Origin of the sequence: Pseudaminobacter soli (ex Li et al. 2025) (assembly GCF_029892515.1) — a bacterium.
Lineage (GTDB): Bacteria > Pseudomonadota > Alphaproteobacteria > Rhizobiales > Rhizobiaceae > Pseudaminobacter > Pseudaminobacter soli_A.
On sequence record NZ_JARXVF010000002.1, the window covers coordinates 297,818 to 323,579 of the forward strand.

Sequence of the window (25,762 nt, forward strand, 5' to 3'; positions counted from 1 at the left end):
GGGGCACTTCGTTGCCTGCCAAGCAGGCGTTGCCACTTCGGCAGCTCGATCCCGGTGAACGAATTTTGCCCCAAAACCGTTCCTCTACAGAAGGGAAGAAGGTCATGAGACGTGCTGCAGATGGCAACTCAATTCGCCGGCCGAATGCGCTTGATGTGAAAATCGCGCCGCTCGGTCTTCCCGGCTGTTTGCGCCTGCCCTCCAACCCGTTCGGGATCGTCGTCTTGGCGCATGGCAGCGGCTCAAGCCGGCTCAGCCCGCGCAATGTCTACGTTGCGGAGTCGTTGGGCCGGGTCGGCCTTGGCCCGCTGCTCTTCGACCTCCTGTCATCAGACTAGGAACTGAACCGGGCCAACGTTCAATATTCTGTTTCTGTCCCGCCGCCTCATCGCCGCAGTAGAATGGATGGGAGAGGCAGCGCAAACGATCGGCTTGCCGATTGGGTTGTTCGGGGCGAGCACCGGAATCTGAGCATCGTGCGCAAGATAGGCCTGCCGGCCCAGCCTGAACCCGGGGCGCTTTTTTCAGTGCGGTAGCCCCAACTTCCATCAGCGCGATTGGCTCCGATCGACGTGGATCAACTTCGAAGGTCGTCTGTTTGGGGACTACGCCCGCTCCTTGGCGCCAAGGGTTGGAGGAACCACGCGTAGATGATCAACTACCTGCTTGACGCCTGGCGTGTTCTCCGTAGCCACACGGATTGCGTCCCGGATATGCCCGCTTGCCGCGCTGCCGATCAGTTGAACAACGCCGTCACGAACCACCACGTTGACGATCGGCCGTGGTGCCCATCTCTTGCCGCTGATCTCCCGCATAATGTGCCTGCGGATGGTCAGGTCTTCGGCTTCAATTTGTGGCAGCCGACCGAGCTGGTCGGCAAGGCCATGCAGGAAGTCGGCGCGGCTGACTATCCCGACGACCTTTCCGTCCTGGACGACGGGCAACCGCTTGACACCGTCGCGGATCATTAGGGCAACAACCTTGTCGAGTGGCGTATCCGGTTCGACAGTCACGACCTGGCGGGTCATCACTTCTTCGACCCTTCGCCCACGGCTGCGTACATACTCTTCCGCGAGTTCGTCCGGTGACAACCGTAGGCCGACCCACTTTGCATGCCTGGGCGCCGTGCCGATCTCGGGCCGACGGAGGAAATCCCGCTCCGTAACGATACCGACCAGCACGCCGTTCTGGTCGACGACGGGCAATCCGCTGACACGATGTTCGAGCATGAGGTGAGCGGCATCCGCGACCAAGATCTGCGGAGTAACAGTCAGAGCTCCGGTAGTCATAATGTCTCGCGTCCGCATCGCGATCTCCTTTCGATCACAACCATGAGTCCACACCTGGAAATTTGGGCGCGATCGGCAGACAAACAATCGCCCAAGCTCTGCAAAAAGGCGAGTTTCCAGGACGTTAGCTACGTGGGTCGGGCGGACTGGCCGACTACGAGAGATTGCTGCGAGATGGGCTTCACGGTCAGGCTGTATCCAACCAAGCATGGGGTGGTTATTGCGACGCGCAAGTTCGATTGATGGAGGCGCCGCCGGCGCTCAATTGGACAGGAAGCGGTTCAGCCCGGTGTCGCCGATCAGGGAGCGCGTGACGCCGCCAAAGATCCACTCTCTCAGGCGGCTGTGGCCATAGGCGCCCGCCACCACGAAATCGGCCTTGAACGAGCGGACCGCGTTGGAGATGTCTTCTCCCTGTCCGGTGATCTGTTCCGCACGGGCGGTGATGTCGTGGAACTTCAGGAAGCGCACGATGTCGTTCAGGCTGCTGCTCACGTAACTGTCGGGGTCGGGCTCCACGGTTGCGACCACTATCTCGCGTGTCCGCCGAAGCAGCGGCAGCGAATCCGAAATCGCCCGTCGCGCCTCGCGCGTATCCTTCCAGGCAATCAGCGCCCGTTCGGTCGACAGGCGGTCGGCTCCATCCGCGGCAACCAGGATCGGCCGCCCGGCGCCCAGAGCCAGGTTGCCGATGTCGATTGCCCGAAAATGACCGCCCTTTGGATTTGCCGTTACGATCAGGTCGGCTGCTCGTGCCGTGTCCACCAGAAACTGCGTCGGGTCGAAAACCGAGGCTTGCCATTGCGATTTCACCGCAACGCCGGAAAGCGCCTTCGCGAATTCGGCTTCGAGTTCCTTATGGCGCGCTTCGATCTCCTTGCGTTCTATCGCCATGGTCTCGCCGTCGTACGCCCCAATGCCGTCTGCCGCAACCACCGGCAGCGGTATGTCGGCGCCGCAAGAGCCGGTCAGATGGGCATCGAAATCTCTCGCCAATGCTGCAGCATAGCCGACGATCGGGGCAACGGCGGTGCAGTCTATGTCGATGTTCACGAAGATCGATTTGTAGGACATGTCGCTTCTCCCGTGCGCTCGCCAACATAGATATAGGCGCGAAAGGCACCTTGACGCGGATCGAGCGATTGGCTGTCCGTCCCGTCGCGAGGGCGGGAAAATTCGCGCGCGGGCCCTAATTGATGATTCTGACAGGATCGAAGGGAGCCGCTTCCATGTGGGTCAGGGCCGTATTCAGCGTCGTCGGCGTCGACAGGTTCGAAACCGATCTGCAGATCGCTGCCGATCTCTGTGCCGATGCCGGAGCGCATCTCAGCGTTCTTGTCGTTGCGCTGGCGTCCCCGCCTCCGATCGGGAGCTATGCGGCCGTCCTCTCGGATCCATGGCGCGAAGAGCGGGAGAACGATCTGGTGAGGCTGGGCGAATGCACCCAGCAGATTGAGAGCCTGATCGCAAAGATACCGGTCTCTGCCAGCCTCGATCGGGAATACACCGAGATGGCATGGGCCGATCTGATCATCGGCGAGCGCGGCCGCTATGCCGATCTCACCGTTATCGGCCCGGATCTTCTGAGCGATGACGAGTTGAGAAGTCGCGCTATCGACGGGGCGCTGTTCACATCCGGAAAGCCGCTGCTCATCTTGCCAGGACTCGGGACGTCGGCGCTGCATCCGAAGACCGTGTTGCTCGCATGGGACTCGCGCCTTGCCGCAGTGAGAGCGGTCCGCGAGGCGCTCGACATCATGCGCAATGCCGATCAGGTTCATGTCACCATCGTCGATCCGGAAGCGACGACCGGACGGGACGGCCCAGAACCCGGCGCGGATATCGCCGCCTATCTGGCGCGTCACGACATCAAAGTCGTCGTCGACAGGCTTCCAAGTGCGGGCGTCGCCATTGCCGACGTGCTGCGGCGGCATGCCCGCGACATCGCTGCCGACGTGGTCGTCATGGGGGCCTATGGCCACTCGCGCATGCGCCAAAGGATCTTCGGCGGCGTAACCAGAGCAATGATCGAAAAGATCACGCTGCCCTTGTTCCTGGCTCGCTGACTTAGTTCTCGGCATTCTGACCCGTGTGCGCTTTGGCGCAGCGGTGATCGGTCAGGCGCTGGCGCGGCTGACCTGGGAGGTTGCGACCTATGCCGTTCTGAGCCTCACAGCGGCCCGGATGATACCGGTCTGCCTGGCTTACGGATCTGAGGAACGACGGCACCTTGCGGCCCGCAGCCAGGTTCGGCCGAGGCGATACCAGGCGTGTTGCCACGGACGGGTCGAGCGGCAGCACCTGATACTTGGCGAACTCGCCGAACATCAGGTCGATCATCTCGCGCAGCTTTTCGGGATGCTCGGCCGAGACGTCATTGAGGACAGCATATTCATCGACTCCGTGCGTCATAGGGCGCATGATTACCCGTCGGCACTTTCTTAAAAGGGCGGTGTCGATCTAAGGTCAACGCACCCTAGTCCAGACCAAGGGAGGACACCATGTCTTCCAACTTGAGCATGATCAGCCGCCTTATCGCCGAAGTGCGCGAATCCCAAACGTTCCGTAACCTTGCCAAGGAAACCGCCGCTCAACGTTTTCTCGCTCAGGATGTCGAGAAAAATCACACAGTCGAAGCAGAACTTCGCAAGAGGCTGGCCGCATATCTTGATGAGTGGGAAACCAAACAAGAAAGTCTGCTGCCTCGCGGGGGACGACAGGCTGCTGGGGCGAAGGCGCGCGCGAAGGGCTCGTAAGCGAGCGCAGTGACGCAAAATCCTAGTCGTCCTCTTGATGGGCAATAAGCCGTCATGACGGTGTCTATGGATGATAGATTGGCAAGCGGTCGGAAAACGCAGGGGCTTACGGGCAGACATGACCGAGCAGATCAGCGCCATCGTCGCACGATTGCGCGCCATTGCACGGAAGGAAGAACCAGGTGAAACCATCGATGTTGTCCGATTGTTCGTACAGCCATGCCGCAAATCGATTGCCGCAGCAGGGATCGGCGCTGTAGTGGCTAGGGAACCGCTGCCGAGAAGAGGGCAAGGCAAGGAACTCAGCCGGAAAGCCAGTCAGGTTGTCTGCATCAGCCAGCCGGCGCACTTCTTGGCCCTCGCGTATCACTATCTGCACTTCCCGCAGCTCACGGATGAAGAGGTCATCGACCTGCTGAGGCAGTTCAGGCCGCAGGGCACCGGATCGACGCAATAGGAGGGCCACGATGCATATCCGCACATTGTCGGGTTTCGAATGCACGGAACTGCTTACCAACAATCGGGTCGCCTTCCTGGCTTGCGCGAAGGACGCTCAGCCTTATGTCGTCCCGGTCCACTACGCCTATTCCGATGGCCACGTTTACGCCTTCTCGATGCCAGGCAAGAAGATTGAATGGATGAGGGCCAATCCGTGCGTTTCCGTTTTCGTGGAGCAACAGGGCAGGGGAAGGGCATGGAAAAGCGTGGTGGCCGAGGGGCGCTACGAGGAACTCCCGGACGAGATCGGACACAAGGTCGTTCGCGAACATGCCTGGTCGGTCCTGAGCAGGCATTACGACTGGTGGGAGCCGGGGGCCCTCAAGCCGTTCGACCAGCCACTGTCCGGCCATTCGGCGCACATCTTCTTTCGCATCCTCGTGGAACGGATGTCGGGCCGGGAGGCCGAGGAATGATCCCGACCGGTCAAAGCGCAGACGAGGTCAGTCGGTGAATCGGCCCAGGGTTGAGGCCACGCGTCAACGCTGCTGAATGCTGCGAATAAAGTAGGCTAGGGCAAGGATCCTGTCCTCGGCGGTGACCGCGCTGTTGGAGGCTTCGTGGTCGCTGCGAAATATCTTGCCCCAGACCGGCATTTCCCGCGCCCCGTGTTCCGCCACTTCGGCGCGCCCGTCGATCGTTGCGATGACCCTGTCCAGCGGGAAACGGCCGCCATTGTTTTTAGTGAGCACGGTCAGGTCCGCCGGCTTCTTCACCAACAGCTCTGCCAAAAGTCCGTTGCCGCGACCGCTGATGCCATGGCAACTGGCGCAATAGGTACTGAACTCCTCTTGCCCGTTCGGCCTTTCCTGGGCGGCCGCAAGGCTGGCCGGAGAGGAGGCGACTACCAGCAACACGAACACCCCGAAAATCTCAGTCTTCATTGTCGGCATCCCTCGCGACGCTGCACGTATGGTCGCGGGGCGGCGCCGTATTACGCAAGTCGGGGAAACCCCGCCTGCACAATGGATGAGGAGGCGCGTGCCCCGAGAGGATTCGGGAAACCTGCCCAGCACAGGATGAAATGCCCCGGTCAATCTTGAGGCTGGATGTGGTATAAGGAGTCCATGAAGCTGTTCGCGCTGAAAGGTTCGGAAAACCTTGGTGCTTCTGTGGCGCGTGCTTTGTGGACCGAACTCGACCCATGTGAGGAGCGGGATTTCGAGGACGGCGAACACAAGTCGCGGCCTATGGTCAGCGTGCGCGGCGAGGATGTCTACGTCTTGCACAGCCTTGCCGGAAGCGCTGGATCATCGGTAAACGACAAGCTCTGCAAGCTTCTGTTTTTCATTGCCACGTGCCGCGATAACGGGGCGAACCGGGTCACCGCTCTGGTGCCTTATCTCGCTTACGCGCGGAAGGATCGCCAGACCAGATCCCGTGATCCGATCACGACGCGCTACATCGCCCAGTTGTTCGAGGCCGTCGGTACCAGCCGTGTAATCGGCCTTGAGGTGCACAATTTCGTCGCCTTCCAGAATGCCTTCCGCTGCGAAACCGTGCATCTCGACGCGCGCCGGCTCTTTTGTCCGGAAATTCGAGCACTCGCGGATAGCATGCCGGTTGTGTTCTTTTCCCCAGATGGCGGGGGCATAAAGCGGGCGCAGCTCCTGAAGGAGGCTTTTGAGGCCGATACCGGCCTGACCACGGGCTTCGGCTTCATGGAAAAGCGCCGCAGCCGCGGCGTCGTCTCCGGTGATTTGTATGCGGGCGACGTGAAGGGAGCGGTCGTCTTCATCGTCGATGACTTGATCAACACCGGTGGCACCACGTTGCGCGCGGCCGAAGCCTGCCGCGATCAGGGTGCCGAGAGCGTTTATGCGGTGGCGACGCACGGGCTTTTCAATCCGGGGGTCGAAAAGCTGTTCGAATGCCCTGCGATTGATCGCATCATGGTCACCGACAGCGTCGCCGCGGCGTTGGAAGCGGTCGTGAACTTCCCAAAGGCAAGGATCGACATTTTGCCGGTGGGGCCGCTGATCGGAGAAGCGGTCAGGCGTCTCCATACGCACGGTTCGATCGCCGACCTGCTGGGTGTGGAAGATTGAGGCACTGCGCGTCGGCTGCCGCGATGTAGCGGACGGCAAGCGGGCGCCACGTTTCGGCATGCCGCACCGGGTGTTCCAAGAGGTGGGCGACACATAGCCGGGCCCGCAGCAGCGCCCGAAAGCCGCCATAGAGCGCAAGCAGCGGAACTTCGGGCGCGTTGCCAATGCCGCGCTCCAGCATCCCGCGGAGCAACGGCCGTATCCGCGTCGCGCCGAGCACGTCGCATTCGATTCCCAGATAGTTCACCTCGTCATAGGGGTCGACGATGCGCATCGTGCGATTGAACTCGAGGCAGTCGATGATCTGCGGCGGATCGGTGAGGCAGATGTGTTCCGGGCGCAGGTCGCCGTGGCCCTCGACGATATTGCCGCGACGGACGCGTTCTACGATGTCAGGCCCGAGGCGCTCCAGCGCATGGTCCACCTTGTCGAGCGCGCTCTGCCCCAATCCAGGTAACCCCAGTTCTGGCCGGGCAAGGATGCGGCGGTTGATCTGCTGTTCCCCGGCGAGATAGCGCACATAGGTCTCGCCCGCGGCAAGCTCGCGCGGACAGTGGGCGTAGAAGTCGACCAGCCGCTTGCCGACCCGCTCGATTTCGCTGCGCGTTGCACTGCCATGCCGGATGCGCGCGTCCAGCATGTCCGATGCCGGCAGCCGGCGCATTTCTACCAGCCAGTCGATGATGCGTCCCTCGCCGGAAAGCGACATGTGTCCCGTTTCGTCGCAGCGAAGCGCAACCACTGCAAGATAAGTGTTCTCTGCCAGCCGGCTGTTGAGCCTCAGTTCCTCACGGCAGTAGTAGAACCGCCGTCGCAGGCTGCTGAAATCGAGGAACGGATATTTGACCGGTTTCTTGAGTTTGTAGACGCGGTTGTCGGTCAGGAAGACCCACGACATATGGGTTTCGCGGGTCTCGATATGCCGGGTCGTACCGCCATAGGACGAAGGATCGCTAAGGAACTTCACCTTCTCGGCCAAATGCGTCATCTGAAGCCCCGCTCTGGCCTTGTTCCCGAAACCGCCGTTCGGCAAAATCCGCCCGTCACCTGTAGACCAACACCGGGATGGTCGAATGGGTCAGCACCTTCACGGTCTCACTGCCCAACAGGAGCGCGGAAGCGACCTTTCGCCCATGTGAGGCCATGGCGATCAGGTCGCAGCCTTTGTCGGTCGCGATTTCAATGATGGCCTTGTAGGGCTGGTCGTTCAGAACCATGAGCGCTTGGCAGGGCACGCCCAGGGTCTTTGCCTTCAGCTCTGCTTCCGTAAGATACTTCGACGCCTCTTCGCGCGAAAGCCGTTCGTATTCGTCCTTCGTCTTGGAGAGCTGTTTGCTCTCGCTCGAGAAGACATGGAACGGCTCGACCACCGTAAGAACCGTGACCTTGGCGCCCGCGTCCCGGGCAAAAGCCAAGCTCTTTTCGATCGCGACCGAAGAGAGCGGAGACCCGTCCGTGGGAATAAGAACATGGTTGTACATCGCCTCACACTCCTCGACTTTTCTCGCCGAAGCGGAGCCGGGCCGCGTTGACTGCGATCAAGGTCGTCCCGAGCCGCGTTTCACAAGCTCCTGTCGCTTCAGGTTCTTTGAAGTATATGGTCCGCCGGAATAATTTGTAGGAGCGGCCCCGCGCAAAAGCAGTTGGAAGCCGGCCGGAGCCGCGCTACTTTGCAAGGACCCTGTCACGCTGCTTGCGTTCCGACACGTCCGATCGGGGCCGCTGGCGATAATGCCTGCAATTGCCTTGTGGGAGTTTGGGAGCATGGAACCTGAAAGCGGTGGCACCAGCCTGACCTGCATGCTGGCCGGCATATCCGCGCAAACGGATTTCCAAGGGGCGCCGGCATTGAGCTATGCCACGGCCCTTGCGGCGAGGGACGGCTTCGAGCTTTCGCTCTATGTCTTCGCGCCTGCGGTCGGCTCTCCCGCGCTACTCAGTTCGACCGCGGCCTTGGACTGGGTGGAGCGGGAGACGGCAAGGTCCGAGGAGCTGTCGCTCTTGACCCGTCAGGCGGCCAGGCGATTGATCGCCGAGGCTGGTGTTCGACTGGTCGCCGATAATGCGCCCATGCCTGGGCGCGATCCGGTTCCTTTCCTGCATGCGGCGCGCGTTCACGACCTGACCGTTCTGGACGCGACCGGACCGGACGATGCGCCGGCCCGGAATGTGATCGAAAGCGCGTTGTTCGATTCCGGACGCCCGCTGCTCATCATTCCGTCGCAAGGTGCCCTGCCTCCGCCTCGTCGCATCCTGATCGCCTGGGACGGAAGTGCGCGCTCGGCGCGTGCCGTGAAGGAGGCGCTGCCGTTTCTAAGGCTTGCCGACAAGGTGACGGCCCTGACGGTGACCGACGAAAAGGACCTGTCGCAGATGACGCGAGGCGCCGACCTGAAAACCTATCTCGCACGGCATGGCATTGGCTGCGAACTCGCTACCCTTTCGGGAAAGGCTGACAGTGCGGCCGAGCTGATCCGCAGCTTTGCCGCCAGCGAAGCCATGGACATGCTGGTCATGGGTGCATTCGTCCACTCCCGCTTGCGGCAAGCCATATTGGGCGGTGTCACCACATCGTTCCTCGACGATTGCCCGCTGCCGCTGCTGACTGCGCACTGAGCCCTAGCTGATCTGCGGCAGCGCTTGGGTTGACCAAGGCACGGCAAGCATAGCAGCCTCCGCCGCTGCCAGTGAGCAACGCGCCCATCTCGGTCAATCAAGTTGGATTGAATATCTTCTAAGCGCGGACATTCGACCATCCACATCCTGAAGTCGGCGATGCGACGAAGAAGCGACATTTGGAGATTGGCTCGGCGCGGACAGTCTCCGGCGCAGAACAGGGCTCCCGGACGTCTAGTATGGGGAGCGATCAGCAATCCTTGCCTCGCACAGCTCAGGGGACCTGTATCAGCTTGCTCGGCGTTTGGTGTTTCGCGGGTACTCTGCTGATTTCGACTGGTTTTCGTGTTCCTTGGTGGTTAATTGCTGTGGGGAAACAAGGGCTACCTCGCGTCCCGCACCGAGCGGGTTGGGCTCCCACCGACGGATTTACCACGCCACGTCGAGCGGGGTGACCGGCCTCGAAATTGCCAAGGGAAAGCTGAAGGAACTGTTCCGTGAAGTCCCCCCTGACGACTGCTGAAGACATCGCCGTTGAAGGCCGCAAGGGCACGCCCGTGGAGGTTTTTCGTGCTTTCCTCAAACTCGGCCTAACGTCCTTTGGCGGCCCCATCGCCCACCTCGGCTATTTCCGCGACGAACTCGTTGTGCGCCGCAAGTGGATCGATGAAGAGGGCTATGCCGATCTGGTCGCACTTTGCCAGTTCCTACCTGGTCCCGCTTCCAGCCAGGTTGGATTTTCGCTCGGCATTCTGCGGGGTAATGGGCTCCGTGGCGGCTTGGCGGCCTGGCTCGGCTTTACGATGCCGTCCGCGATCATTTTGTTTGCTTTCGCCCTCGGCGCGGCCGCGTTCTCCGGAACTGCCGCCGAAGGACTTCTGCACGGGTTGAAGCTCGTGGCGGTGGCAGTGGTCGCGCAGGCGATCTGGGGGATGGCGAGGAGTCTCACGCCTGACCGTCAGCGTGCCGGAATCGCACTGATGGCTGTTGCCATTGTTGTCTTTGTCAGCGGCTCATTCGGGCAGATCGGCGCCATTGTTTTCGGCGCGGTCGCCGGACTTTGGCTCTGTCGTGTGGAAGCAGCCGCATTCCCGGGGCATCTCAGTTTTCCGGTGTCGCGTCGATCGGGAGCGCTTGCGCTTGCACTGTTCGCCGCCCTGTTTCTCATCCCGTCGTTTCTGTGGACGGCAACCGGACATCAGGCGATTGCCTTGTTCGACGCCTTCTACCGCTCGGGTGCACTGGTTTTTGGCGGCGGGCATGTCGTGCTTCCGCTGCTGCAGGCCGAAGTGGTTGCGCCTGGATGGGTGACAACTGAATCCTTCCTGGCGGGCTACGGCGTCGCGCAGGCGGTTCCCGGGCCGCTGTTCACGTTCGCCGCCTATCTCGGCGCGGTCATGGCGCCGCCGCCCAATGACGCTGCAGGGGCGATCATCGCGCTGATCGCGATCTTTCTGCCAGGGCTGTTGCTGGTTTACGGCATGCTGCCGTTCTGGGACGCGTTGCGCCTTCGCTCGACGGCGCAGGCCGCCATGCGCGGCACCAACGCCGCCGTGGTCGGAATCCTTGGTGCGGCGCTCTACAACCCGGTCTGGATGAGCGCCGTGCATTCACAGCGGGACTTCGCGCTGGCGCTCGCCGGATTTCTGCTGCTCACCGTTTGGAAAATGCCGCCATGGATCGTGGTGGTGCTTCTGGCGGCGGGCGGCACTGTCCTTCATCTGCTGTGAGAACCTTGGGTTGCCTGATGTGCCGCGCAGTTTCTTGGCGGAAGAACGATGCTCGGACCGAAGATGAGGTTGCGCGAGCAAGTTCCAGCCGGGCGTGAAGAACGAGGCTGCGCTGGCGGTGCGTCACGGCGGAAAGTCTGCTTATTGGCTAAATCTTCCCATAGCGGACCGACAGCTCCCGGCCCACATCTGCCATAGTGTCGCTCGACCGTCGAACGACATCTCAGTCTCATGACCGCATTCGTAGTCAGCTGGACCGACCCGTTGCTTGATGTCCTTGGGTCACATCTCGCCAGTTTATCAATCCGGAGATGGATCTGTCGAAGCGCTCGTATCGCCGCCGGGGAACAGCTCATGTGGTAGGCCCTCCGCTTTGAACTCCCCTTGTGGCAGTGTCGGGCCGCCATCCGCGGCGCATGAGATTGCTGAGCTCTTATTTTGGCACGCCCGGGCCATTGGGCGACGCTCCCGATGAACGACCTGCGTTCACCATCGGCGTAGGCCTATTCGGCATCTGGCGACTTATGTTCCTGATGAGCGCGACGGATCCGCCGGATACCCCACCAGACCAGAAGCACCACGGGCGGGACTGCAGCAGCGGTGGCGGCTTCGGGAGGAAAGGCGTGATTGACGACGGACGCACCCTTGGCAAGGTAGCCGACGAGGCCGACGACGTAATAGGACACGGCTGCCACAGAAAGGCCTTCGACCGTTTGCTGCATCCGCAGTTGAAGCCGGGCGCGGTTGTTCATAGAGGCGAGGAGATTGCGGTTCTGCTTCTCAACCTCGACATCCACCCATGTGCGCAACAGCGTAGTGGCGCGGGTGAGCTTGCGTGAGAGGTTGGCCTGCCGCTCCTCGACCGACCGGCAGGTGCGCATAGCAGGAGCCACGCGACGTTGCAAGAAGCCGGCCCAGGTCTGGTAACCCGGCACCGCCTCCTCTTCCAGCGCCTCCAACCGCTCGCGCACGATGCCGTCATACGCGCGGCTGGCGCCGAAGCGATAGAGGCTGGCGGCGGCATCGGCCTCGAGCTCGGCCGCGAGTTCTGTGAGGTCGGCGAGCAACGTCTGGCTGTCGCGCGCCTCGCTGGCCTTCATTTCCCGCGTGATCTGGGCGAGACGGTCTTCCATGCGGCGCACTCGGCTCGACAGCGAGAGCGCCATCGGCAGGGCGAGCATTGCGAAGGTTCGATAGGTCTCGGTATCGATCAACCGCTGTGACAATGCGCCGGTGCGCGCGGGTGTCATACCGCGGTCGAGTACCAACATGCGGGTCAATCCATCACCGTCCTGACGAAAGTCCGTGACGATGGCCGCCGCACCGTTCTCTACTACGGAATAACACAGGCTCGTGGGGTCGAAGCTGGCGACTAGCTCGTCGCTCGCCGGCGTCCACTTGCGGATTTCGAGCCGAATCCCCGAGATCACGGTCCCTGGCGGGTTGAAGCCGTTTCCGAATGGAGAATCCTCCCAGGCACGACCGGTTTCACTGAGCGGGCCTTCCCAAAGATAGGTCGAAAATTCAGTGTGCCGCTCCCAGCGGACTGAACCCTGACCCCATTTCATTGCGTGGTGGCGCGCCTGGCGGTCCGGAGCAGCAATGCCCAGGCGTTGTGAAAGCTCGCAAAGGACCGCGTGATCGACACTAGACCCGGCCTCGGTCATGAAGGAAAGCTGGACAAGAACACGTGGCGTCTCGACCAGAGGATGCGGGCGGGAATGAACTTCGCCGAGAGCGCCCGCGCGCTCGGCGTGCGCTGGAAAACCCATGACGCTGCCGGTTGCACGCGGCAGGAATTCAAGAGACGACGGCTTGGCAGTCATCAACGGGATTCCTCAATAGTCGGATTGGCGAGACGATCAGATTGGCGAGACGCTGTAGAGAAAACCACACCCGTGCGCAAACGCCAAATCGAAGCGCGCTTTCCGACTGCCCGAACATGTCACTCTACCTCCAGAGAGAGCCATTGCGGTTCTTCACAACCCTGAAGGAGCTGCGGGGCGAGCCTTGAACGACGTGATGCTTTGGCGCTGGTCGCCCAGGGCGTCAGCGAGTTGATCGCGCGTTATCGACGCGTGATCGCCGACAATGATTTCCGCTTGAGCGTATCCGAGAACAGCTCGAAATGGTGCCACCGAATGGAAGCGTCTGAAAGTAGATTAACAGGCTACCGCGGCAAACATCGTTAAGCGGCAGAGACAATAAGGGATAGCGGCCTTCATCGAGGCCGTGTCGGCGGCATCCAATGACCGTGGCTCCGATTTCATCGGCCACGGCCCGGAGTGGTTCGGGACGGCGGCCAACCAGCACGACGTTGCCCCCTTCGGCACGTATGCGGCGTGCTACCGCCGCGCCGATGCCCGTTCCACCGCCCGTGACCAAGGCGGTTCTGTCCTTGAAACGCATAATGTCTCCTCTCCGTTTCGAGGTGACATCATGGCCGAAGCGGGCGAAGCCGTCATGCCTGCCACTGCATTCCGTTTTGACTGAGAGTGCACGAACGGTGGGGCCGATCGTCTAAGAATTCACCCGCCCATAACGGCGCATGTAGTACATTCCGGCCCGCTCAAGACGCTCCGCATTTCAGGCCCACACCCATCGCCTCGACGCTGTGGCGGATTTGGAAAGCTCTGGCCCGAAGCCTCACCTGATTTTTCTGCCAGAGGTCTCTCCACGCCCAACATCAGAACCTGACAACGCCCCTTACGGATAGGGCGGTTCAGTTTGCCCAGCTACGCTCCAGCACGCTGATCCAGTTCTCGTGGCCGATCTTGCGCAGAGCCGCGTCGTCATAGCCGGCCTTGCGAAGCGCTTCGATCAGTATCTGCAGGTCGCCGGCGTCGCGCATCGCGGCGGGAATGGTGGTGCCATCGAAATCCGAGCCCAGAGCCACGTAGTCGATGCCGAGACGATTGACGAGGTAGTCGACATGGCGAACTAGCCCTTCCACTGCCGTATCCGGGTTCTTCTGCCCGTCTTCACGGAAGAAGGAGACGCCGAAATTCAGGCCCACCAGCCCGCCGGTGTCCTTGATCGCGTCGAGCTGCTTGTCGGTGAGATTGCGGCTATGCGGGCAGAGCGCATGCACGTTGGAGTGCGAAGCCACCAGCGGCGCATCCGAAATTGCGGCGATGTCCCAGAAGCCCTGCTCGTTCATATGCGACAGGTCGATCATGATCTTCAACTCGTTACAGGCGCGGATGAGCGCCTTGCCGGCATCGGTGATGCCGACGCCGATGTCCGGCGAACTCGGGAAGCGGAACGGCACGCCATAGGCAAAAATGTTGGGGCGGCTCCAGACTGGCCCCAGCGTGCGCAGGCCTGCCTGGTGCAGCACATAAAGCTCATCGAGATTGGAGCTCACCGCTTCGGCTCCCTCGATGTGGAAGACGGAGGCAAAGGCGCCAGCAGCTATCGCGGCGCGGATGTCGTCGGCGGTGCGGCAGATGCGCAAGGCCCCTTCGGACGCGCGCTCGATGCGCGCCAGCATCGACGCCATGGCCAGCGTCGTGTTCAGCGCGTCCACATGGCTCGGCGTCGGATAGTCACCATTGGCGTCCAGCTCGCGCGACGGCGACGGCACGTAGATCGCGCACAAGCCGCCCGCCAACCCGCCCTTGCGCGCCCGCGGCAGATCGATGTGCCCCGCATTCTCCCCTCCGATGAAGCGCTTTTCGGGATTTGGCTCCGAAGACATATGTAGACGCAGCAATGCGTCATTATGGCCATCAAAGACGGGAATGATCGAATCTGTCGTCATCGACTGCTAAACCTTCTGCGCATGGTGGGAAGATGGACGAGTCCGCACGTGGGCTGCCTAAGTGGACCCTCGATCCGGAAATGGCAAATGCGATTTCGGCGGACTTCCATTCCATTTCTGCATGAATCCATACCAAATCGCCAGCCGCTCGCGGACTGAATGCAAATTCTGCATAACACGCGACAAAATCGGCATTGGCCCGAATATTAGCGATCGTGATAGGGCCCGCCCGAAAATGGCCGTACTCAGCCTTAGGCAAAGCGGTCTTGCAGCCCTGGGCAAAATTTCTCCACCGGTCACTGGGAAGGAATAGCGTATGATTTCGAGACGTGGTTTTTTGGTTGGAAGCGCGGCGTTGCCGTTCCTATCCTATGCCAGCATTATCCCCACCCTTGCCGCCGGCCGTCAGGACATCCTCGTCGTTGCCCAGCAGCTCGACAACATGACGAGCCTCGATCCTCACGAAAGCTTTGAGGCCGTCGGCAGCGAAATCTGCTCCAACATCTACCAGCGCCTTGTGCACCCGGCCTTCGACGATCCGGAAAAGATAGAGGGCGGCGTCGCCGCTTCGTGGGAAGCCGACGCCGAGGGCAAGGTCTTCACCTTCAAGATCAATCGCGAAGCCAAGTTCGCCAGCGGCTCGCCGGTGACCGCCGAGGATGCCGCCTTCTCGCTCCAGCGCGCTATCAAAATGGACAAGGGGGCGGCCTTCATCATTAACCAGTTCGGCTTCACTCCCGACAACGTTGAGAAGTCGATTGTTGCCGTGGACGATAGCACCCTGACGCTCACCGTTGAGACGCCGACCTCGCTGGCCTTCCTGCTCTACTGCCTGTCGTCCAGCGTCGGCAGCATCGTTGAGAAGAAGGTGGTGCTGGAAAACGCCTCGGGCGACGACCTCGGCAATGGCTGGCTGCAGAAGAATAGCGCCGGCTCGGGCGAGTGGGTGCTGGTTTCGTGGAAGCCGAGCGAGAGCATTATGCTCTCGGTCAACCCGAACGGCGCCTACAAGGGCAACGTCAAGCGCATCATCCTGCGCCATGTGGTCGATCCGTCTTCGCAGCTCCTGATGCTGCAGAAGGGCGACGCCGACATCGCCCGTAACCTCACCACCGAGCAGCTTCGTGTGCTGCAGGGCGATGAGAACTACAATGTGATCCGCAAGGGCGTAGCCGGCCTGATCCTGATGTCGCTCAACCAGAAGAACGAAAACCTCGCCAAGCCGCAGGTCTGGGAAGCCATCAAGTGGGCCGTGGACTACAAGGGCATCCAGGAAAACATCGTTCCGCTGACCCATGAGATTCACCAGACCGTCGTTCCGGACGGCTTCGCCGGCGCCGTCAACGACACGCCCTTCCACAAGGACACCGAGAAGGCCAAGGCGCTGATGGCCGAGGCCGGCCTCGCCGACGGCTTCGACATCGTCATGGACCACTATTCGGCCCAGCCCTATCCGGACATCGCGCAGGCCATCCAGGCCAATCTCCGCGAGATCGGCATCCGCGTGCAACTTCAGGCCGCCGAGAACCGCCAGGTTCTGACCAAAATGCGCGCCCGCGAGCACCAGATGGCCCTGACGGCCTGGGGGTCGGACTACTTCGACCCGAACACCAATGTCGACGTGTTCTGCAACAACACCGACAATTCCGACAACGCCAAGACCAAGCCGTTCGCCTGGCGCTCGTCCTACATGAACGAGGAGTTCGCGAAGAAGGCGGTGGCCGCGCGTGACGAGCGCGATCCGGCAACGCGCATCAAGCTCTACCAGGATCTGCAGCGCGAATTCATGCAGAACAGCCCCTTCATCATCATGCTGCAGAAGACCGAGATCGCGGCCTGCCGCAAGGATGTGACGGGCATGCATCTGGGCACGCTGTCCGACTCCCACTCCTACGCAAGGATAGCCAAGGCTTGAGCAACGGGCTGAGAAAACTGGCGGGCATCCTGGGCAGCGTCATCATGACGCTGTTCGGGCTTGCGATCGTCACCTTCATGATCGGCCGGGTAATGCCGGTCGATCCGGTAATCGCGGCGGTGGGCGACAACGCCCCCGAAGCGGTCATCAACCGCGTGCGGATGGAAATGGGGCTGGACCAGCCGCTCGTCTTCCAGTTCGTGCATTATCTGTCCCAGATCGTCCACGGCGACTTCGGCAAGTCCATCCTGACGCGCAATCCCGTCACTCAGGACATTGCCCGTTATTTCCCCGCGACGCTCGAGCTAGCCACGGCAGCACTTTTGATCGCGGCAATCATCGGCATTCCGCTCGGCGTCTGGGCAGCAGTGCGCCAGGGCAAGCTGACGGACCAGATCATCCGCGTCGTCTGCCTTGCCGGCCATTCGGTGCCGGTCTTTGTACTGGCGCTGCTGTCGTTGCTGATCTTCTACGCCGCCCTCGGCATCGCGCCCGGACCGGGCCGGCAGGACATCATCTTCGAAGGCATGGTGCCGCATGTCACCGGCTTGCTGACGGTCGATTCCATCATCGCCGGAGACTGGGATTCCTTCTGGGACGCGCTGGCGCACATGGTGCAGCCCGTGGTGATCCTCGCCTATTTCTCCATGGCCTACATCACCCGCATGACACGCGCCTTCATGCTCGATGCGCTGAAGGGCGAGTTCGTCATTACCGCCCGTGCCAAGGGCCTGTCGGCCGCGGCCGTCATCTGGAAGCATGCCTTCCCGACTGTGGCCGTGCAGCTCGTCACCGTGCTGGCGCTAACCTATGCCGGCCTGCTGGAAGGCGCCGTCGTCACCGAAACCGTGTTCGCCTGGCCGGGGCTCGGGCAGTATCTGACCGTCTCGCTGATGAATGCGGACATGAACCCGGTGGTCGGCGCAACGCTGCTGATCGGCGTCATCTATGTCGGCCTTAACCTGCTTGCCGACATCCTCTACAAAGTTCTGGATCCTCGCGTTCGATGATACCCGCTTCCTTTCACAGCTGGGCGCTGGACGAGACGCCGGCGTCTCGCTCGCAGGCGGCCTGGGGCCGTCGTTACCGCATCTGGCTCAACCTGAAGTCCAACCCGCTGGCGATGATGGGCTTGTTCATCATTGTCGCCTTCATCATCCTGTCGCTGCTGGCACCGCTGCTTGCCCCGTATGATCCGGGCTATCAGGAACTCAGCAACCGCCTTGCGCGGCCCAGCGCCGAACACTGGTTCGGCACGGACGAGCTTGGCCGCGATGTCCTCTCGCGTATGCTCTATGGCGGGCGCGTCACGCTCGGCATGGTGATTGCCGTGGTGGTGCTCGTCGCGCCGATCGGGCTCGCCGTCGGCTGCGTGGCTGGCTATTTCGGCGGTATCGTGGACAGCGCGCTGATGCGTGTCACCGACGTGTTCCTGGCCTTCCCGCGCCTCATCCTGGCGCTTGCCTTCGTCGCTGCGCTGAAGCCCGGCGTGGAAAGCGCGGTGCTCGCCATCGCGCTCACCGCATGGCCGCCTTATGCGCGCCTGGCGCGCGCTGAGACGATGACCATCCGCCGGAGCGATTTCATCGCCGCCAGCCGCCTCACCGGGGCCTCGCCCTGGCGTATCATCGCCAGGCATATCGCGCCTCTGTGCGTGCCGAGCCTGATCGTGCGCACCACGCTCGACATGAGCTCCATCATCATCACCGCCGCGAGCCTTGGGTTCCTCGGCATGGGCGCGCAGCCGCCCTCGCCTGAATGGGGTGCCATGATCGCCACAGCCAAGCGCTTCATCTTCGAGCAATGGTGGGTCGCCACCATTCCCGGCATTGCGATCTTCCTCGTCTCGCTCGCCTTCAACTTCCTTGGCGATGGCCTGCGCGACGTGCTCGATCCGAAGCAGAACTAGGAGAAGGCGATGCTGGTCGATATCAAGAACCTCCGTATCGCTTTCGAGACGCGCACCAGCCGGTTCGAGGCCGTGCGCGGCGTTTCCCTGCAGCTCGGCAAGGAAAAGCTCGGCATCGTGGGCGAGAGCGGCTCGGGGAAGTCGCTCACGGCGCGCGCGCTGATGAAGCTCCTGCCCTCCATCGCCAGGGTCACCGCCGACACGCTGAGCTTCGATGGCATCGATGTGCTCGCCGCCAGCGAGCGCGACATGCGCCAGATTCGCGGCAAGCGTGCTGGCTTCATCCTGCAGGACCCGAAATATTCGCTGAACCCGGTCAAGACCATCGGCAGCCAGGTCGCCGAAGCGTGGCGTACTCACAAGCGCGGCGGCCGCAAGGAGGCCGACGAAGCGGCCATCGACTTGCTCGACCAGGTGATGATCCGCAACCCGCGCGCGGTGGCGAAATCCTACCCGCATGAAGTATCGGGCGGCATGGGCCAGCGCGTCATGATCGCCATGATGCTGGCACCCGATCCGGAACTGCTGATCGCTGACGAGCCGACCAGCGCGCTCGACGCAACAGTACAGGCCGAGATCTTGCGTCTCATCGAGGACCTCGTCTCGCGCCGCGGCATGGGACTGATCCTCATCAGCCACGACTTGCCGCTCGTCTCGCATTTCTGCGACCGGGTGATGGTGATGTATTCCGGCCGGGTGATGGAAGAGCTGAAGGCATCCGAGCTGATGCATGCCAAGCATGCCTATACGCGCGGGCTGCTCGACTGCATTCCCTCGCTCACGCATCCGAGAGATCGGCTGCCGGTTCTCAATCGCGATGCAGGATGGCTCAACCCATGATCGAGGTAGACAAGCTGCGCATCAGCTTTGGCGACCGCGAAGTCGTCAAAGGTGTTTCCTTCAGCGTACCCAAGGGCGGCAGCTTCGGCATCGTCGGCGAAAGCGGCTCAGGCAAATCCACCATCCTGCGCGCCATGGCCGGGCTGAACGCCAGCTGGACCGGCCGCATCGGCTTCGGCGGGCAGGACATGCCGCGCAAGCTGCCGGCTTCTTTCTTCCGGCAGGTGCAGATGGTGTTCCAGGACCCGTTCGGCTCGCTGCACCCGCGCCAGACCATCGACCGCATCCTAAGTGAGCTGCTGCTGGTGCATGGCATCGGCGACATCGAGGATCGCATCGAGCAGGCGCTGGCCGATGTCGCACTGCCCAAGGCGGTACGCTTCCGCTTTCCGCACCAGCTTTCCGGCGGCCAGCGCCAGCGCGTGGCGATCGCCCGCGCGCTGATCGCAGAGCCGCAGGTGCTGCTGCTAGACGAGCCCACCAGCGCGCTGGACGTTTCGGTGCAGGCGGAGATCCTCAACCTCCTGGCCGATCTGCGCGCGGCCAAGAACCTGACCTATGTGCTGGTGAGCCACAACCTCGCGGTGATTGCGCATCTGTGCCCGGAGGTGGGCGTCATGCTCGGCGGCGAGATGGTGGAGCAGCTTACCGCCGAAGATCTGCGCGCCGGCCGCACCAAGCATCCGCACACCTCGGAGCTTCGTGCGCTCAGCGTCAATCTCGAAGACCCGGTCTGAGCGGAGAACAAGATCATGTCGCTTGAATCCGGCTGGCAGGCCGCGTCGTCCATCGCCCGCGATTTCGCAGATCAATGGCCCGGTAACGAGCCGGGCGGCGTGGTCATTGGTTTCGACGCGAACGGCGTACGTTTCGCCCATGCAGGCGGAGTCGAAAGCCTGTCGACGCTGGCGCCCTTCACCGCCGACAGCGTGGTGCGCTACGCCTCTGTCACCAAGCATGCCTTTGCGGCCATGGTGCTTCACCACGGCAATGTCATCGGCCTCGACGACCGGCTGGGCGTCCATCTGCCCGAATTGCGCAAGCCGCTTGCCGACGTCACTGTCGGGCGCGCGCTCGATATGAGTGGTGGCCTGCCCGACACGCGCGAGTGCCTGACCCTGCTCGGCCTCTCGGTCTACAGCGAGACGGAAGCCCGGCAGTTGCTGGAATTCCTGGCCACGTTGACGCGGCTGAACTTTGATGCCGGCACCGAGGTTTCCTATTCCAACACCGGCTACCGGCTGGTGGAGGCAGCACTTGAGCGCAAGGGCTTTGCCTTCGACGATTTCATCCAGCGCGAGATCGCCGGCCCGATCGGCGTCTTCCTAAAGGCCCCCGACGTCTGGAACGACCCTGTTCCGGGTCTCGTGCCCGGTTATTGGAAAGCACCGGAAAAGTGGCAGCTCAGTGCGGCCGGCCTGCATATCTCTGCCTCTGGCAGCCTTGCCGGCAGCGGCCGTACGCTAGCCCGCTGGGCGCAGGCGCTGGTGAGCGGCGAAGGCAAATTCACCGGCCTCTTGCAAAAACTTTCGGGCACCCGCCCGCTGGCTGACGGGCGACCGAGCGGCTACGGTCTCGGCCTACGCTGGTCCTCGCTGGGCGCGCGCAAATTCGTCGGCCATGGCGGCTCGCATCCCGGCTACAAGAGCTATTTCCTGCTCGATCCGGTCGAAAAGACCGGTTGCGTCGTCGTCTCCAACCGTGAAGACACGAACGGCTACAAGATCGCGCTTAGCGCCATGGCCGCGCTGACCGGCGAACAACTCCCGCGTACCGACTGCACGATCCCTGACGGGCTCTATGTGGCCGACGAGGGCGCACTGTGGCTGGAAATGCGCAATGGCATCGCCAATTGCCTCGACGCTGAGGACACGCTTTACGACGACGGCGAAGGCTGGTTCTCCTCGCGCTCGGCCTCCTCGCCCATGCGACTGCGCTGGACCGGCGAGGCGCTTGAAGGCGAGATCGGCCATGCCGCGCGCCGTCTGCTGCCCGTGACGCCGCAACCTGCCGGCACCGAACTCGATGGAAGCTGGGAAACACCGCTCTATGGCGCGCATCTCGAAATCGGGGACGGCAACGCGGCGATGGGCATCGGTCCGACGCGCCAGGCTATGCCGCTGAGCGATATCGGCGGCGGTCGTTATCTGTTCACCCTGCATGATGGCCCCTGGACCAAGCGCATTTGCCTCAATCGGCTGGGGGGCGACAGGCTGGAACTTGTGCTCAGCCGCAGCCGGATGATGGAATACATCCGCAAGGGCAGACCGACTTGACGGATAGTCTTGGCAGGCGGCCGCGCCTGCCAATTCCTATGGGCTGACGTTCGACGCCGTGCAGGCGCATCTCAAGGCGCGCAATCCGAAGATGCCGCCGCCGCGCGTCGTCACCGGCCCGATGCTGCTCACCGGCATCTGCCTTTGATATGGATCTGAAATGCGGAGCGTTTTGAGCGGGCCGAGACGAAGAGATTACGCGAGTCTGAGAAGATCGGGTTCGTCGATCACATTGCGCATGCGAATTTTCCTCCCATCGTGCGTTCGATCCTCGATAAAGTCGCAGGATCAGACATGGGTGGGGTATTACGGCCGAAGCCGGATGCCTGAGCGGTCGGTCAGCCAGAGCCGACAGCGTTTGGGTTGCTTGTGTGGCACCTTCAGCCCTCCCGTCGCCATATCCGCTCGACGTCCGCGATCCAACCTGCCTGGTGCAGCATCACCGTCATGCGGCGATAGCCGTAGCGACCATACTGGCGAGCGAGTGCGGTGATGTCGTTGGCCAAGGCCGCCTCGTCATTCGGGGGTTGGCGATCTTGCGCTGACTGAAACGGTACTGATCCAGCACCCGCCATGTCCGTCGTTCGGACAATCCCAACTTCGCAGCGTGCTGTTTTTTTTACGGGGAAGCAGACAGATCCTCCACGATTCTGCGACTAGCCGCTAGCTTTCCATTGGCGTCGAATGAAAGTTCGATCACCCAGTCATAAACATCACCAGGCCATTTGTCTTCCGGAAGGAGCGCGGCGGGATCGGCGCCCAGTGCCTTGAGCAGGTTCGGTATATGACCATGATGCCAGGCAATTAGGATGCGCTGCCCCTGTGGTAGGGCACGCAGCGCTGCGACCAGGGCGATTTCTTCGCCGTTGGCAAAATGGGTGTTGATTGGCAGGCCAGTCGACTTGCTTAGCGGTTCCAGTGTCAACCGCGGCCGATGGCTTTCCTGGCTGTCTTTGGTTGCAAACAGTGCGTTGGGCTCAATCGAGCTGCCATTCGCGCGAAACGGATGAAAGTAGCGAGCATAGGCCATGGCTCTTGCATTGCCGGCGGCTGAAAGGCCAGAGCCATGATCGGGACTATCAGCATGGCGCAGGATGAGTACTGTGGCGTTGGCGAGATTGCCCGCAGGCTGCCGTGCCGCGACGGGCAGCACCATCAGGCACAAGGCGAGCAATGCGCCCACCAGCTTGCAAGGTGTCGGGATCTTCGTCATCGCAGTTCGACTCCGGCAAGAAGGACGCGCCCGTCCCAGTTGTCGTATTCCTGGAACTTGGCGATGTCCGTGATCTTGTGCTCGGCAATCAGGTAGGCTGTCATGTGAACGCTCAACGCCGGCAAGCAGCCGCCGGTGATTGGCGGCGACCGCCTAGCGGCAGCGGCCTGCTCGGCCAGCAAGTCCTCGGCGTACCAGATCGGTCAGTTCTCATCGCGCTGGCCCCCGATGCCATGTGCGACGGCTGCACACTTGAGCACTGCCTCGAGCTCAACCGCCTGGGTAAACGTCATGTCGCCCTCATTTAGTCGTCCTGGCAGTCGTGCAGTGACCTCCTGGAGCAACCAGTTGCGGCCGGCCAACGTGGCAGAGATGCGCCGACGAAGTTCATCTATCTCGGCTTGCGGGACATTGACGGTGAAGGGGCGGATCGCTTCGTCGGCCAGTGCGTTGCGTGGCGCTCCGGGGAGCAAGCTTATGGCACCGACGGAGGCTGCAGCGCCGAGCAGTTCGCGGCGGGTGGGAGAAAGCGATGCTGATGACACATCATCCTCCTGCTCGGTCACAGTAGCACCTTAACTAGTGCCGAGCGGCGAAATGACAATTAGGACGGGCAAGGAAGCAATCATTCCTTACCTCGCGCAATAGCTTAAGCACTGTCCCCACGCTATTGATAAATGAGCAAAGTCGGCCTTGGATGGACAGAGGTCGCTAACTTCGAGCCCGCGCTGGCAAGCCCAAAAAAAAAGGCCCCGGCAGAAACCGGGGCTTAGAGAACCTGATTAAGTTTTTTTCTTCGTGATTAGCGTCAGCGTTCCATCTGTGTCCATGCTTGTGCCCACCACCTGTGCAGATGTCGCCCCTTTGGCGTCGAGCGCGGCTTTCGCCTCCGGGGTAGCATCGATGCTAGTGCGCAACTGCTGGAGATTGGCTTCGCCGGCCTGCGCCGCAACTTGTTCGACCTGCTTTTGTGCCTTCTGAGGCAACTCGCTGACATCGACAACGTTGATACGCTGAATCTTTGGTGCTTCGGGTGTAGCTACCGGCGCCTGCTTCGGCGGCTGTGGTACTGAAGTTTCTTGAGCGTTCGCCGCCAAGGCGCTGATGAAGGTGATGCTTGCTGCCAGCATGATTGCTTTGCGCATGGGTATCCCTTTCGAGTTGGCCCCCGCCAAGCCGACCACCCCACAATGACAATGAGTCCAGAGGCTGCCACTCGCCAGGTCATTTTGTGACCATACAATGTCGACAGTGTGAGATGCGGTGCCGTACCAAACTGACCGTCACCACGTCGGGTGCCGCTTATGCGCTTCCCGAAATAACACATCATCAGATGTGGGCGATGATGCATGTGGCTCTTGTTATGTGTTTTAGACCGATACCTACCTAAAGGGTTCAAAGAACCGCCGGGCCGTCAAGGTGGCCGGCAGATTCGAAAAGTGGGGACGGTCAGTTGGGCTGCTGGATGGCGGAGAGCTTCCAGTCGCCACCGTTCTCGCGCACGAAGGTCCAGATCTCAGTGGTCTGGCTGGGCGCATCGGCGTCGCCTTCGACGATCTTGCCGGTGGCACGGTCGCGCATCACGTCCAGCGCCTCATAGCGCAGCGCCGCCGTCGCGTAATCGCGCGCGCCTTCGCTCCAACTTTCGGCAATGTCGGCTTCCAGGAGCTTGACGTCGCTAACCTCGTTGTGCAGCCCCTTATGGGCATTAAGCGCCAGCTCTTCCGACAGGTAAGAGACCATTTCGGGGGTCACAAGCTGGCGTAGCGCGTCATGGTCCTCGCGGGCAAAGGCGTTTTGCACATCGCTCAGCAGCGCCTCGAAGCGATTGAGATCGTCCTGTTCAAGAGCCAGATCGGATGAGAGCGGCTGAGACGGGGGAGCGTCGGCCGGGTTGCCAAAGCCGGGAATGGTAAAGCCGCCGGCCGTGCCCATGCCCGAATGCGCTTCGCGCGCGGAGCTTGTGCCACGGGGTGCGTTTCCGGCGCCCGCCATGGCCGGCGGCTGCGTCCTTTGACTGCGGAAGAAGCGCAAAGCCAGCATGACAACGGCGGCGATCAGCAGACCTTGCAGTAAGAGGCCGAGGAAGCCGGCCAGACCGCCGAGGCCATGTCCAAGCAGCAGGCCAATGAGTCCACCAAGCAACAGCCCGCGCATCAGCGAGCCGCCGAGCCCATTCATGAAGCCCGATCTTGGCTGGGCAGCGGATGGCTGGCGGGCGGCATTGGGAGCGGTGTTCGGCGTCATCGAGCGCTCCACCGGCGCAACCTGGCTCGGTGCGGTGCGGGTGGGCGGCACGCTCTGATGGGTGCGGGCGCCGCGGCTGCCGAAACTGCCGCCGCGCCGTGCCTCGGCATAGTCCACCGAGGCCATGGAGAAGGCCAGGATCAGGCCCGTGAACAGAGCAAGGATCTTGGCGCGGCGTGACCTGGACATATCTGGTCTCTCCCGGATGCGTGCGGCTGCCCGAAGGCCCGGCGTCACGTCTGTGTGGCGCTGACGAGCGGATGAGGTGGCTGGCCGGAATGGCCCGGACGATGGCTCATGTAGAAGCTGGGAAGTCGGCGGACAAGACCGGCGCGCATTCTTTCCACTTCATAACAGGCAGGGCAGGCCGTGCTCTCGCCCGTTCTGACCGGATGCTGCTGGACGCTCAGTCCGCCATCCGCCGCAGTTGCACACCGAGAACATGTTGCCGTTGGTGCTGGACTTTTAGGGCACTACCCTCGGGCCACGCGTGGTCGTGGACGTGGGCGCCATCATCGGCCAGTCGCCTCACCGAGGCGGCGAGCCAGGGTTCTGGGTAGAGGGTAGAAGCGACGTTCATATCTTGCTTCCTCGGTCCTCGGGATCACTCGCTGGCGTCATTTGCGATCAAAGAGGAAGCGCTTTGCATAATCGAGGCACAT

General features: G+C 62.0%; 26 protein-coding genes and 2 pseudogenes. 14 read left to right on the plus strand and 14 right to left on the minus strand.

Features of this window, described 5'->3' with window-relative positions:
* Nucleotides 1-11: 11 nt before the first annotated feature.
* Nucleotides 12-338 (plus strand): hypothetical protein, encoded by a 327-nt coding sequence (locus tag M2281_RS12155; RefSeq protein WP_280821415.1) that lies wholly within the window; start codon nucleotides 12-14, stop codon nucleotides 336-338.
* 267 nt (nucleotides 339-605) lie between these two features.
* Here M2281_RS12155 and M2281_RS12160 read toward each other — a convergent pair whose 3' ends face one another.
* Together M2281_RS12160 and M2281_RS12165 are read right to left on the minus strand one after the other, a co-directional pair.
* Nucleotides 606-1,307, minus strand: a complete 702-nt coding sequence (locus M2281_RS12160) for a CBS domain-containing protein (protein WP_280821416.1) — start codon at nucleotides 1,305-1,307, stop codon at nucleotides 606-608.
* Nucleotides 1,308-1,550: 243 nt separating this feature from the next.
* Complete coding sequence (locus tag M2281_RS12165) at nucleotides 1,551-2,363, minus strand: universal stress protein (RefSeq protein ID WP_280821417.1); 813 nt, start codon at nucleotides 2,361-2,363, stop codon at nucleotides 1,551-1,553.
* Between the two features lie 155 nt (nucleotides 2,364-2,518).
* On the opposite strand from M2281_RS12165, the gene M2281_RS12170 reads away from it, so the two are divergent.
* Nucleotides 2,519-3,355 carry a universal stress protein gene (locus M2281_RS12170; protein ID WP_280821418.1) on the plus strand — a complete coding sequence of 279 codons (837 nt, stop codon included), beginning with the start codon at nucleotides 2,519-2,521 and terminating at the stop codon, nucleotides 3,353-3,355.
* A gap of 1 nt (nucleotide 3,356) precedes the next feature.
* On the opposite strand, the gene M2281_RS12175 is transcribed toward M2281_RS12170, so the two are convergent.
* Nucleotides 3,357-3,701 (minus strand): hypothetical protein, encoded by a 345-nt coding sequence (locus M2281_RS12175; protein ID WP_280821419.1) that lies wholly within the window; start codon nucleotides 3,699-3,701, stop codon nucleotides 3,357-3,359.
* 89 nt (nucleotides 3,702-3,790) lie between these two features.
* Here M2281_RS12175 and M2281_RS12180 point away from each other — a divergent pair, with 89 nt between their 5' ends.
* From M2281_RS12180 to M2281_RS12190, 3 genes are all read left to right on the plus strand, one after another.
* Nucleotides 3,791-4,045 (plus strand): hypothetical protein, encoded by a 255-nt coding sequence (locus M2281_RS12180; protein ID WP_280821420.1) that lies wholly within the window; start codon nucleotides 3,791-3,793, stop codon nucleotides 4,043-4,045.
* A gap of 118 nt (nucleotides 4,046-4,163) precedes the next feature.
* A complete protein-coding gene (locus tag M2281_RS12185; protein ID WP_280821421.1) occupies nucleotides 4,164-4,502 on the plus strand; it encodes a hypothetical protein in 339 nt (112 codons plus the stop codon).
* A 10-nt stretch (nucleotides 4,503-4,512) separates the two neighbouring features.
* Nucleotides 4,513-4,959 carry a pyridoxamine 5'-phosphate oxidase family protein gene (locus M2281_RS12190; protein ID WP_280821422.1) on the plus strand — a complete coding sequence of 149 codons (447 nt, stop codon included), beginning with the start codon at nucleotides 4,513-4,515 and terminating at the stop codon, nucleotides 4,957-4,959.
* A 63-nt stretch (nucleotides 4,960-5,022) separates the two neighbouring features.
* Here M2281_RS12190 and M2281_RS12195 read toward each other — a convergent pair whose 3' ends face one another.
* The gene (locus M2281_RS12195; protein ID WP_280821423.1) at nucleotides 5,023-5,427 is read right to left on the minus strand and encodes a c-type cytochrome; all 405 of its coding nucleotides are present in this window, start codon (nucleotides 5,425-5,427) and stop codon (nucleotides 5,023-5,025) included.
* A 183-nt stretch (nucleotides 5,428-5,610) separates the two neighbouring features.
* Here M2281_RS12195 and M2281_RS12200 point away from each other — a divergent pair, with 183 nt between their 5' ends.
* The gene (locus M2281_RS12200; protein ID WP_280821424.1) at nucleotides 5,611-6,591 is read left to right on the plus strand and encodes a ribose-phosphate diphosphokinase; all 981 of its coding nucleotides are present in this window, start codon (nucleotides 5,611-5,613) and stop codon (nucleotides 6,589-6,591) included.
* Here M2281_RS12200 and M2281_RS12205 read toward each other — a convergent pair.
* Nucleotides 6,536-7,579: a hypothetical protein gene (locus M2281_RS12205; RefSeq protein ID WP_280821425.1), complete on the minus strand. Its 1,044-nt coding sequence runs from the start codon at nucleotides 7,577-7,579 to the stop codon at nucleotides 6,536-6,538. The genes M2281_RS12200 and M2281_RS12205 overlap by 56 nt on opposite strands.
* A gap of 55 nt (nucleotides 7,580-7,634) precedes the next feature.
* Complete coding sequence (locus M2281_RS12210) at nucleotides 7,635-8,072, minus strand: universal stress protein (protein ID WP_280821426.1); 438 nt, start codon at nucleotides 8,070-8,072, stop codon at nucleotides 7,635-7,637.
* Between the two features lie 283 nt (nucleotides 8,073-8,355).
* Between M2281_RS12210 and M2281_RS12215 the strand changes: the two genes are divergently transcribed.
* Nucleotides 8,356-9,207, plus strand: a complete 852-nt coding sequence (locus M2281_RS12215; RefSeq protein WP_280821427.1) for a universal stress protein — start codon at nucleotides 8,356-8,358, stop codon at nucleotides 9,205-9,207.
* A gap of 497 nt (nucleotides 9,208-9,704) precedes the next feature.
* Nucleotides 9,705-10,937, plus strand: coding sequence for a chromate efflux transporter (gene chrA / locus M2281_RS12220; protein WP_425537716.1), 1,233 nt, complete (start codon nucleotides 9,705-9,707; stop codon nucleotides 10,935-10,937).
* Nucleotides 10,938-11,440: 503 nt separating this feature from the next.
* Here the strand turns inward: chrA and M2281_RS12225 are convergent.
* From M2281_RS12225 to M2281_RS12235, 3 genes and pseudogenes are all read right to left on the minus strand, one after another.
* Nucleotides 11,441-12,763, minus strand: a complete 1,323-nt coding sequence (locus M2281_RS12225; RefSeq protein ID WP_280821428.1) for a DUF3422 family protein — start codon at nucleotides 12,761-12,763, stop codon at nucleotides 11,441-11,443.
* 387 nt (nucleotides 12,764-13,150) lie between these two features.
* Nucleotides 13,151-13,346 (minus strand): annotated as a pseudogene (locus tag M2281_RS12230) (SDR family NAD(P)-dependent oxidoreductase); the annotation flags it as partial.
* A gap of 313 nt (nucleotides 13,347-13,659) precedes the next feature.
* Nucleotides 13,660-14,700, minus strand: a complete 1,041-nt coding sequence (locus M2281_RS12235) for a dipeptidase (RefSeq protein WP_280821429.1) — start codon at nucleotides 14,698-14,700, stop codon at nucleotides 13,660-13,662.
* Nucleotides 14,701-15,016: 316 nt separating this feature from the next.
* Here M2281_RS12235 and M2281_RS12240 point away from each other — a divergent pair, with 316 nt between their 5' ends.
* From M2281_RS12240 to M2281_RS12265, 6 genes are read left to right on the plus strand one after another with little or no spacing between them, the layout of a single operon-like run.
* Entirely contained in the window at nucleotides 15,017-16,615 is a 1,599-nt protein-coding gene (locus tag M2281_RS12240) for an ABC transporter substrate-binding protein (RefSeq protein ID WP_280821430.1), read from the plus strand.
* 44 nt (nucleotides 16,616-16,659) lie between these two features.
* Nucleotides 16,660-17,625 (plus strand): ABC transporter permease, encoded by a 966-nt coding sequence (locus M2281_RS12245; protein ID WP_425537730.1) that lies wholly within the window; start codon nucleotides 16,660-16,662, stop codon nucleotides 17,623-17,625.
* A complete protein-coding gene (gene nikC, locus M2281_RS12250) occupies nucleotides 17,622-18,524 on the plus strand; it encodes a nickel transporter permease (RefSeq protein ID WP_280821432.1) in 903 nt (300 codons plus the stop codon). The genes M2281_RS12245 and nikC overlap by 4 nt, the downstream gene beginning before the upstream one ends.
* Before the next feature lie 9 nt (nucleotides 18,525-18,533).
* Nucleotides 18,534-19,364: an ABC transporter ATP-binding protein gene (locus M2281_RS12255; RefSeq protein ID WP_280821433.1), complete on the plus strand. Its 831-nt coding sequence runs from the start codon at nucleotides 18,534-18,536 to the stop codon at nucleotides 19,362-19,364.
* Nucleotides 19,361-20,101, plus strand: coding sequence for an ABC transporter ATP-binding protein (locus tag M2281_RS12260; RefSeq protein ID WP_280821434.1), 741 nt, complete (start codon nucleotides 19,361-19,363; stop codon nucleotides 20,099-20,101). Before M2281_RS12255 ends, M2281_RS12260 begins: the two co-directional genes overlap by 4 nt.
* Nucleotides 20,102-20,116: 15 nt before the next feature.
* On the plus strand, nucleotides 20,117-21,640 hold the full coding sequence (locus M2281_RS12265) for a serine hydrolase domain-containing protein (protein ID WP_280821435.1): 1,524 nt from the start codon (nucleotides 20,117-20,119) through the stop codon (nucleotides 21,638-21,640).
* A 219-nt stretch (nucleotides 21,641-21,859) separates the two neighbouring features.
* Here the strand turns inward: M2281_RS12265 and M2281_RS12270 are convergent.
* The 5 genes and pseudogenes from M2281_RS12270 to M2281_RS12290 all read right to left on the minus strand — a co-directional run.
* Nucleotides 21,860-22,238: pseudogene (locus tag M2281_RS12270) on the minus strand (IS3 family transposase); the annotation flags it as partial.
* 21 nt (nucleotides 22,239-22,259) lie between these two features.
* Nucleotides 22,260-22,853: a flagellar basal body-associated protein FliL gene (locus tag M2281_RS12275; protein ID WP_280821436.1), complete on the minus strand. Its 594-nt coding sequence runs from the start codon at nucleotides 22,851-22,853 to the stop codon at nucleotides 22,260-22,262.
* Nucleotides 22,854-23,056: 203 nt separating this feature from the next.
* Nucleotides 23,057-23,398 carry a hypothetical protein gene (locus M2281_RS12280; protein WP_280821437.1) on the minus strand — a complete coding sequence of 114 codons (342 nt, stop codon included), beginning with the start codon at nucleotides 23,396-23,398 and terminating at the stop codon, nucleotides 23,057-23,059.
* Between the two features lie 237 nt (nucleotides 23,399-23,635).
* Entirely contained in the window at nucleotides 23,636-23,998 is a 363-nt protein-coding gene (locus tag M2281_RS12285; RefSeq protein ID WP_280821438.1) for a hypothetical protein, read from the minus strand.
* Nucleotides 23,999-24,302: 304 nt separating this feature from the next.
* A complete protein-coding gene (locus tag M2281_RS12290; protein WP_280821439.1) occupies nucleotides 24,303-25,289 on the minus strand; it encodes a Tim44 domain-containing protein in 987 nt (328 codons plus the stop codon).
* Nucleotides 25,290-25,762 lie beyond the last annotated feature (473 nt).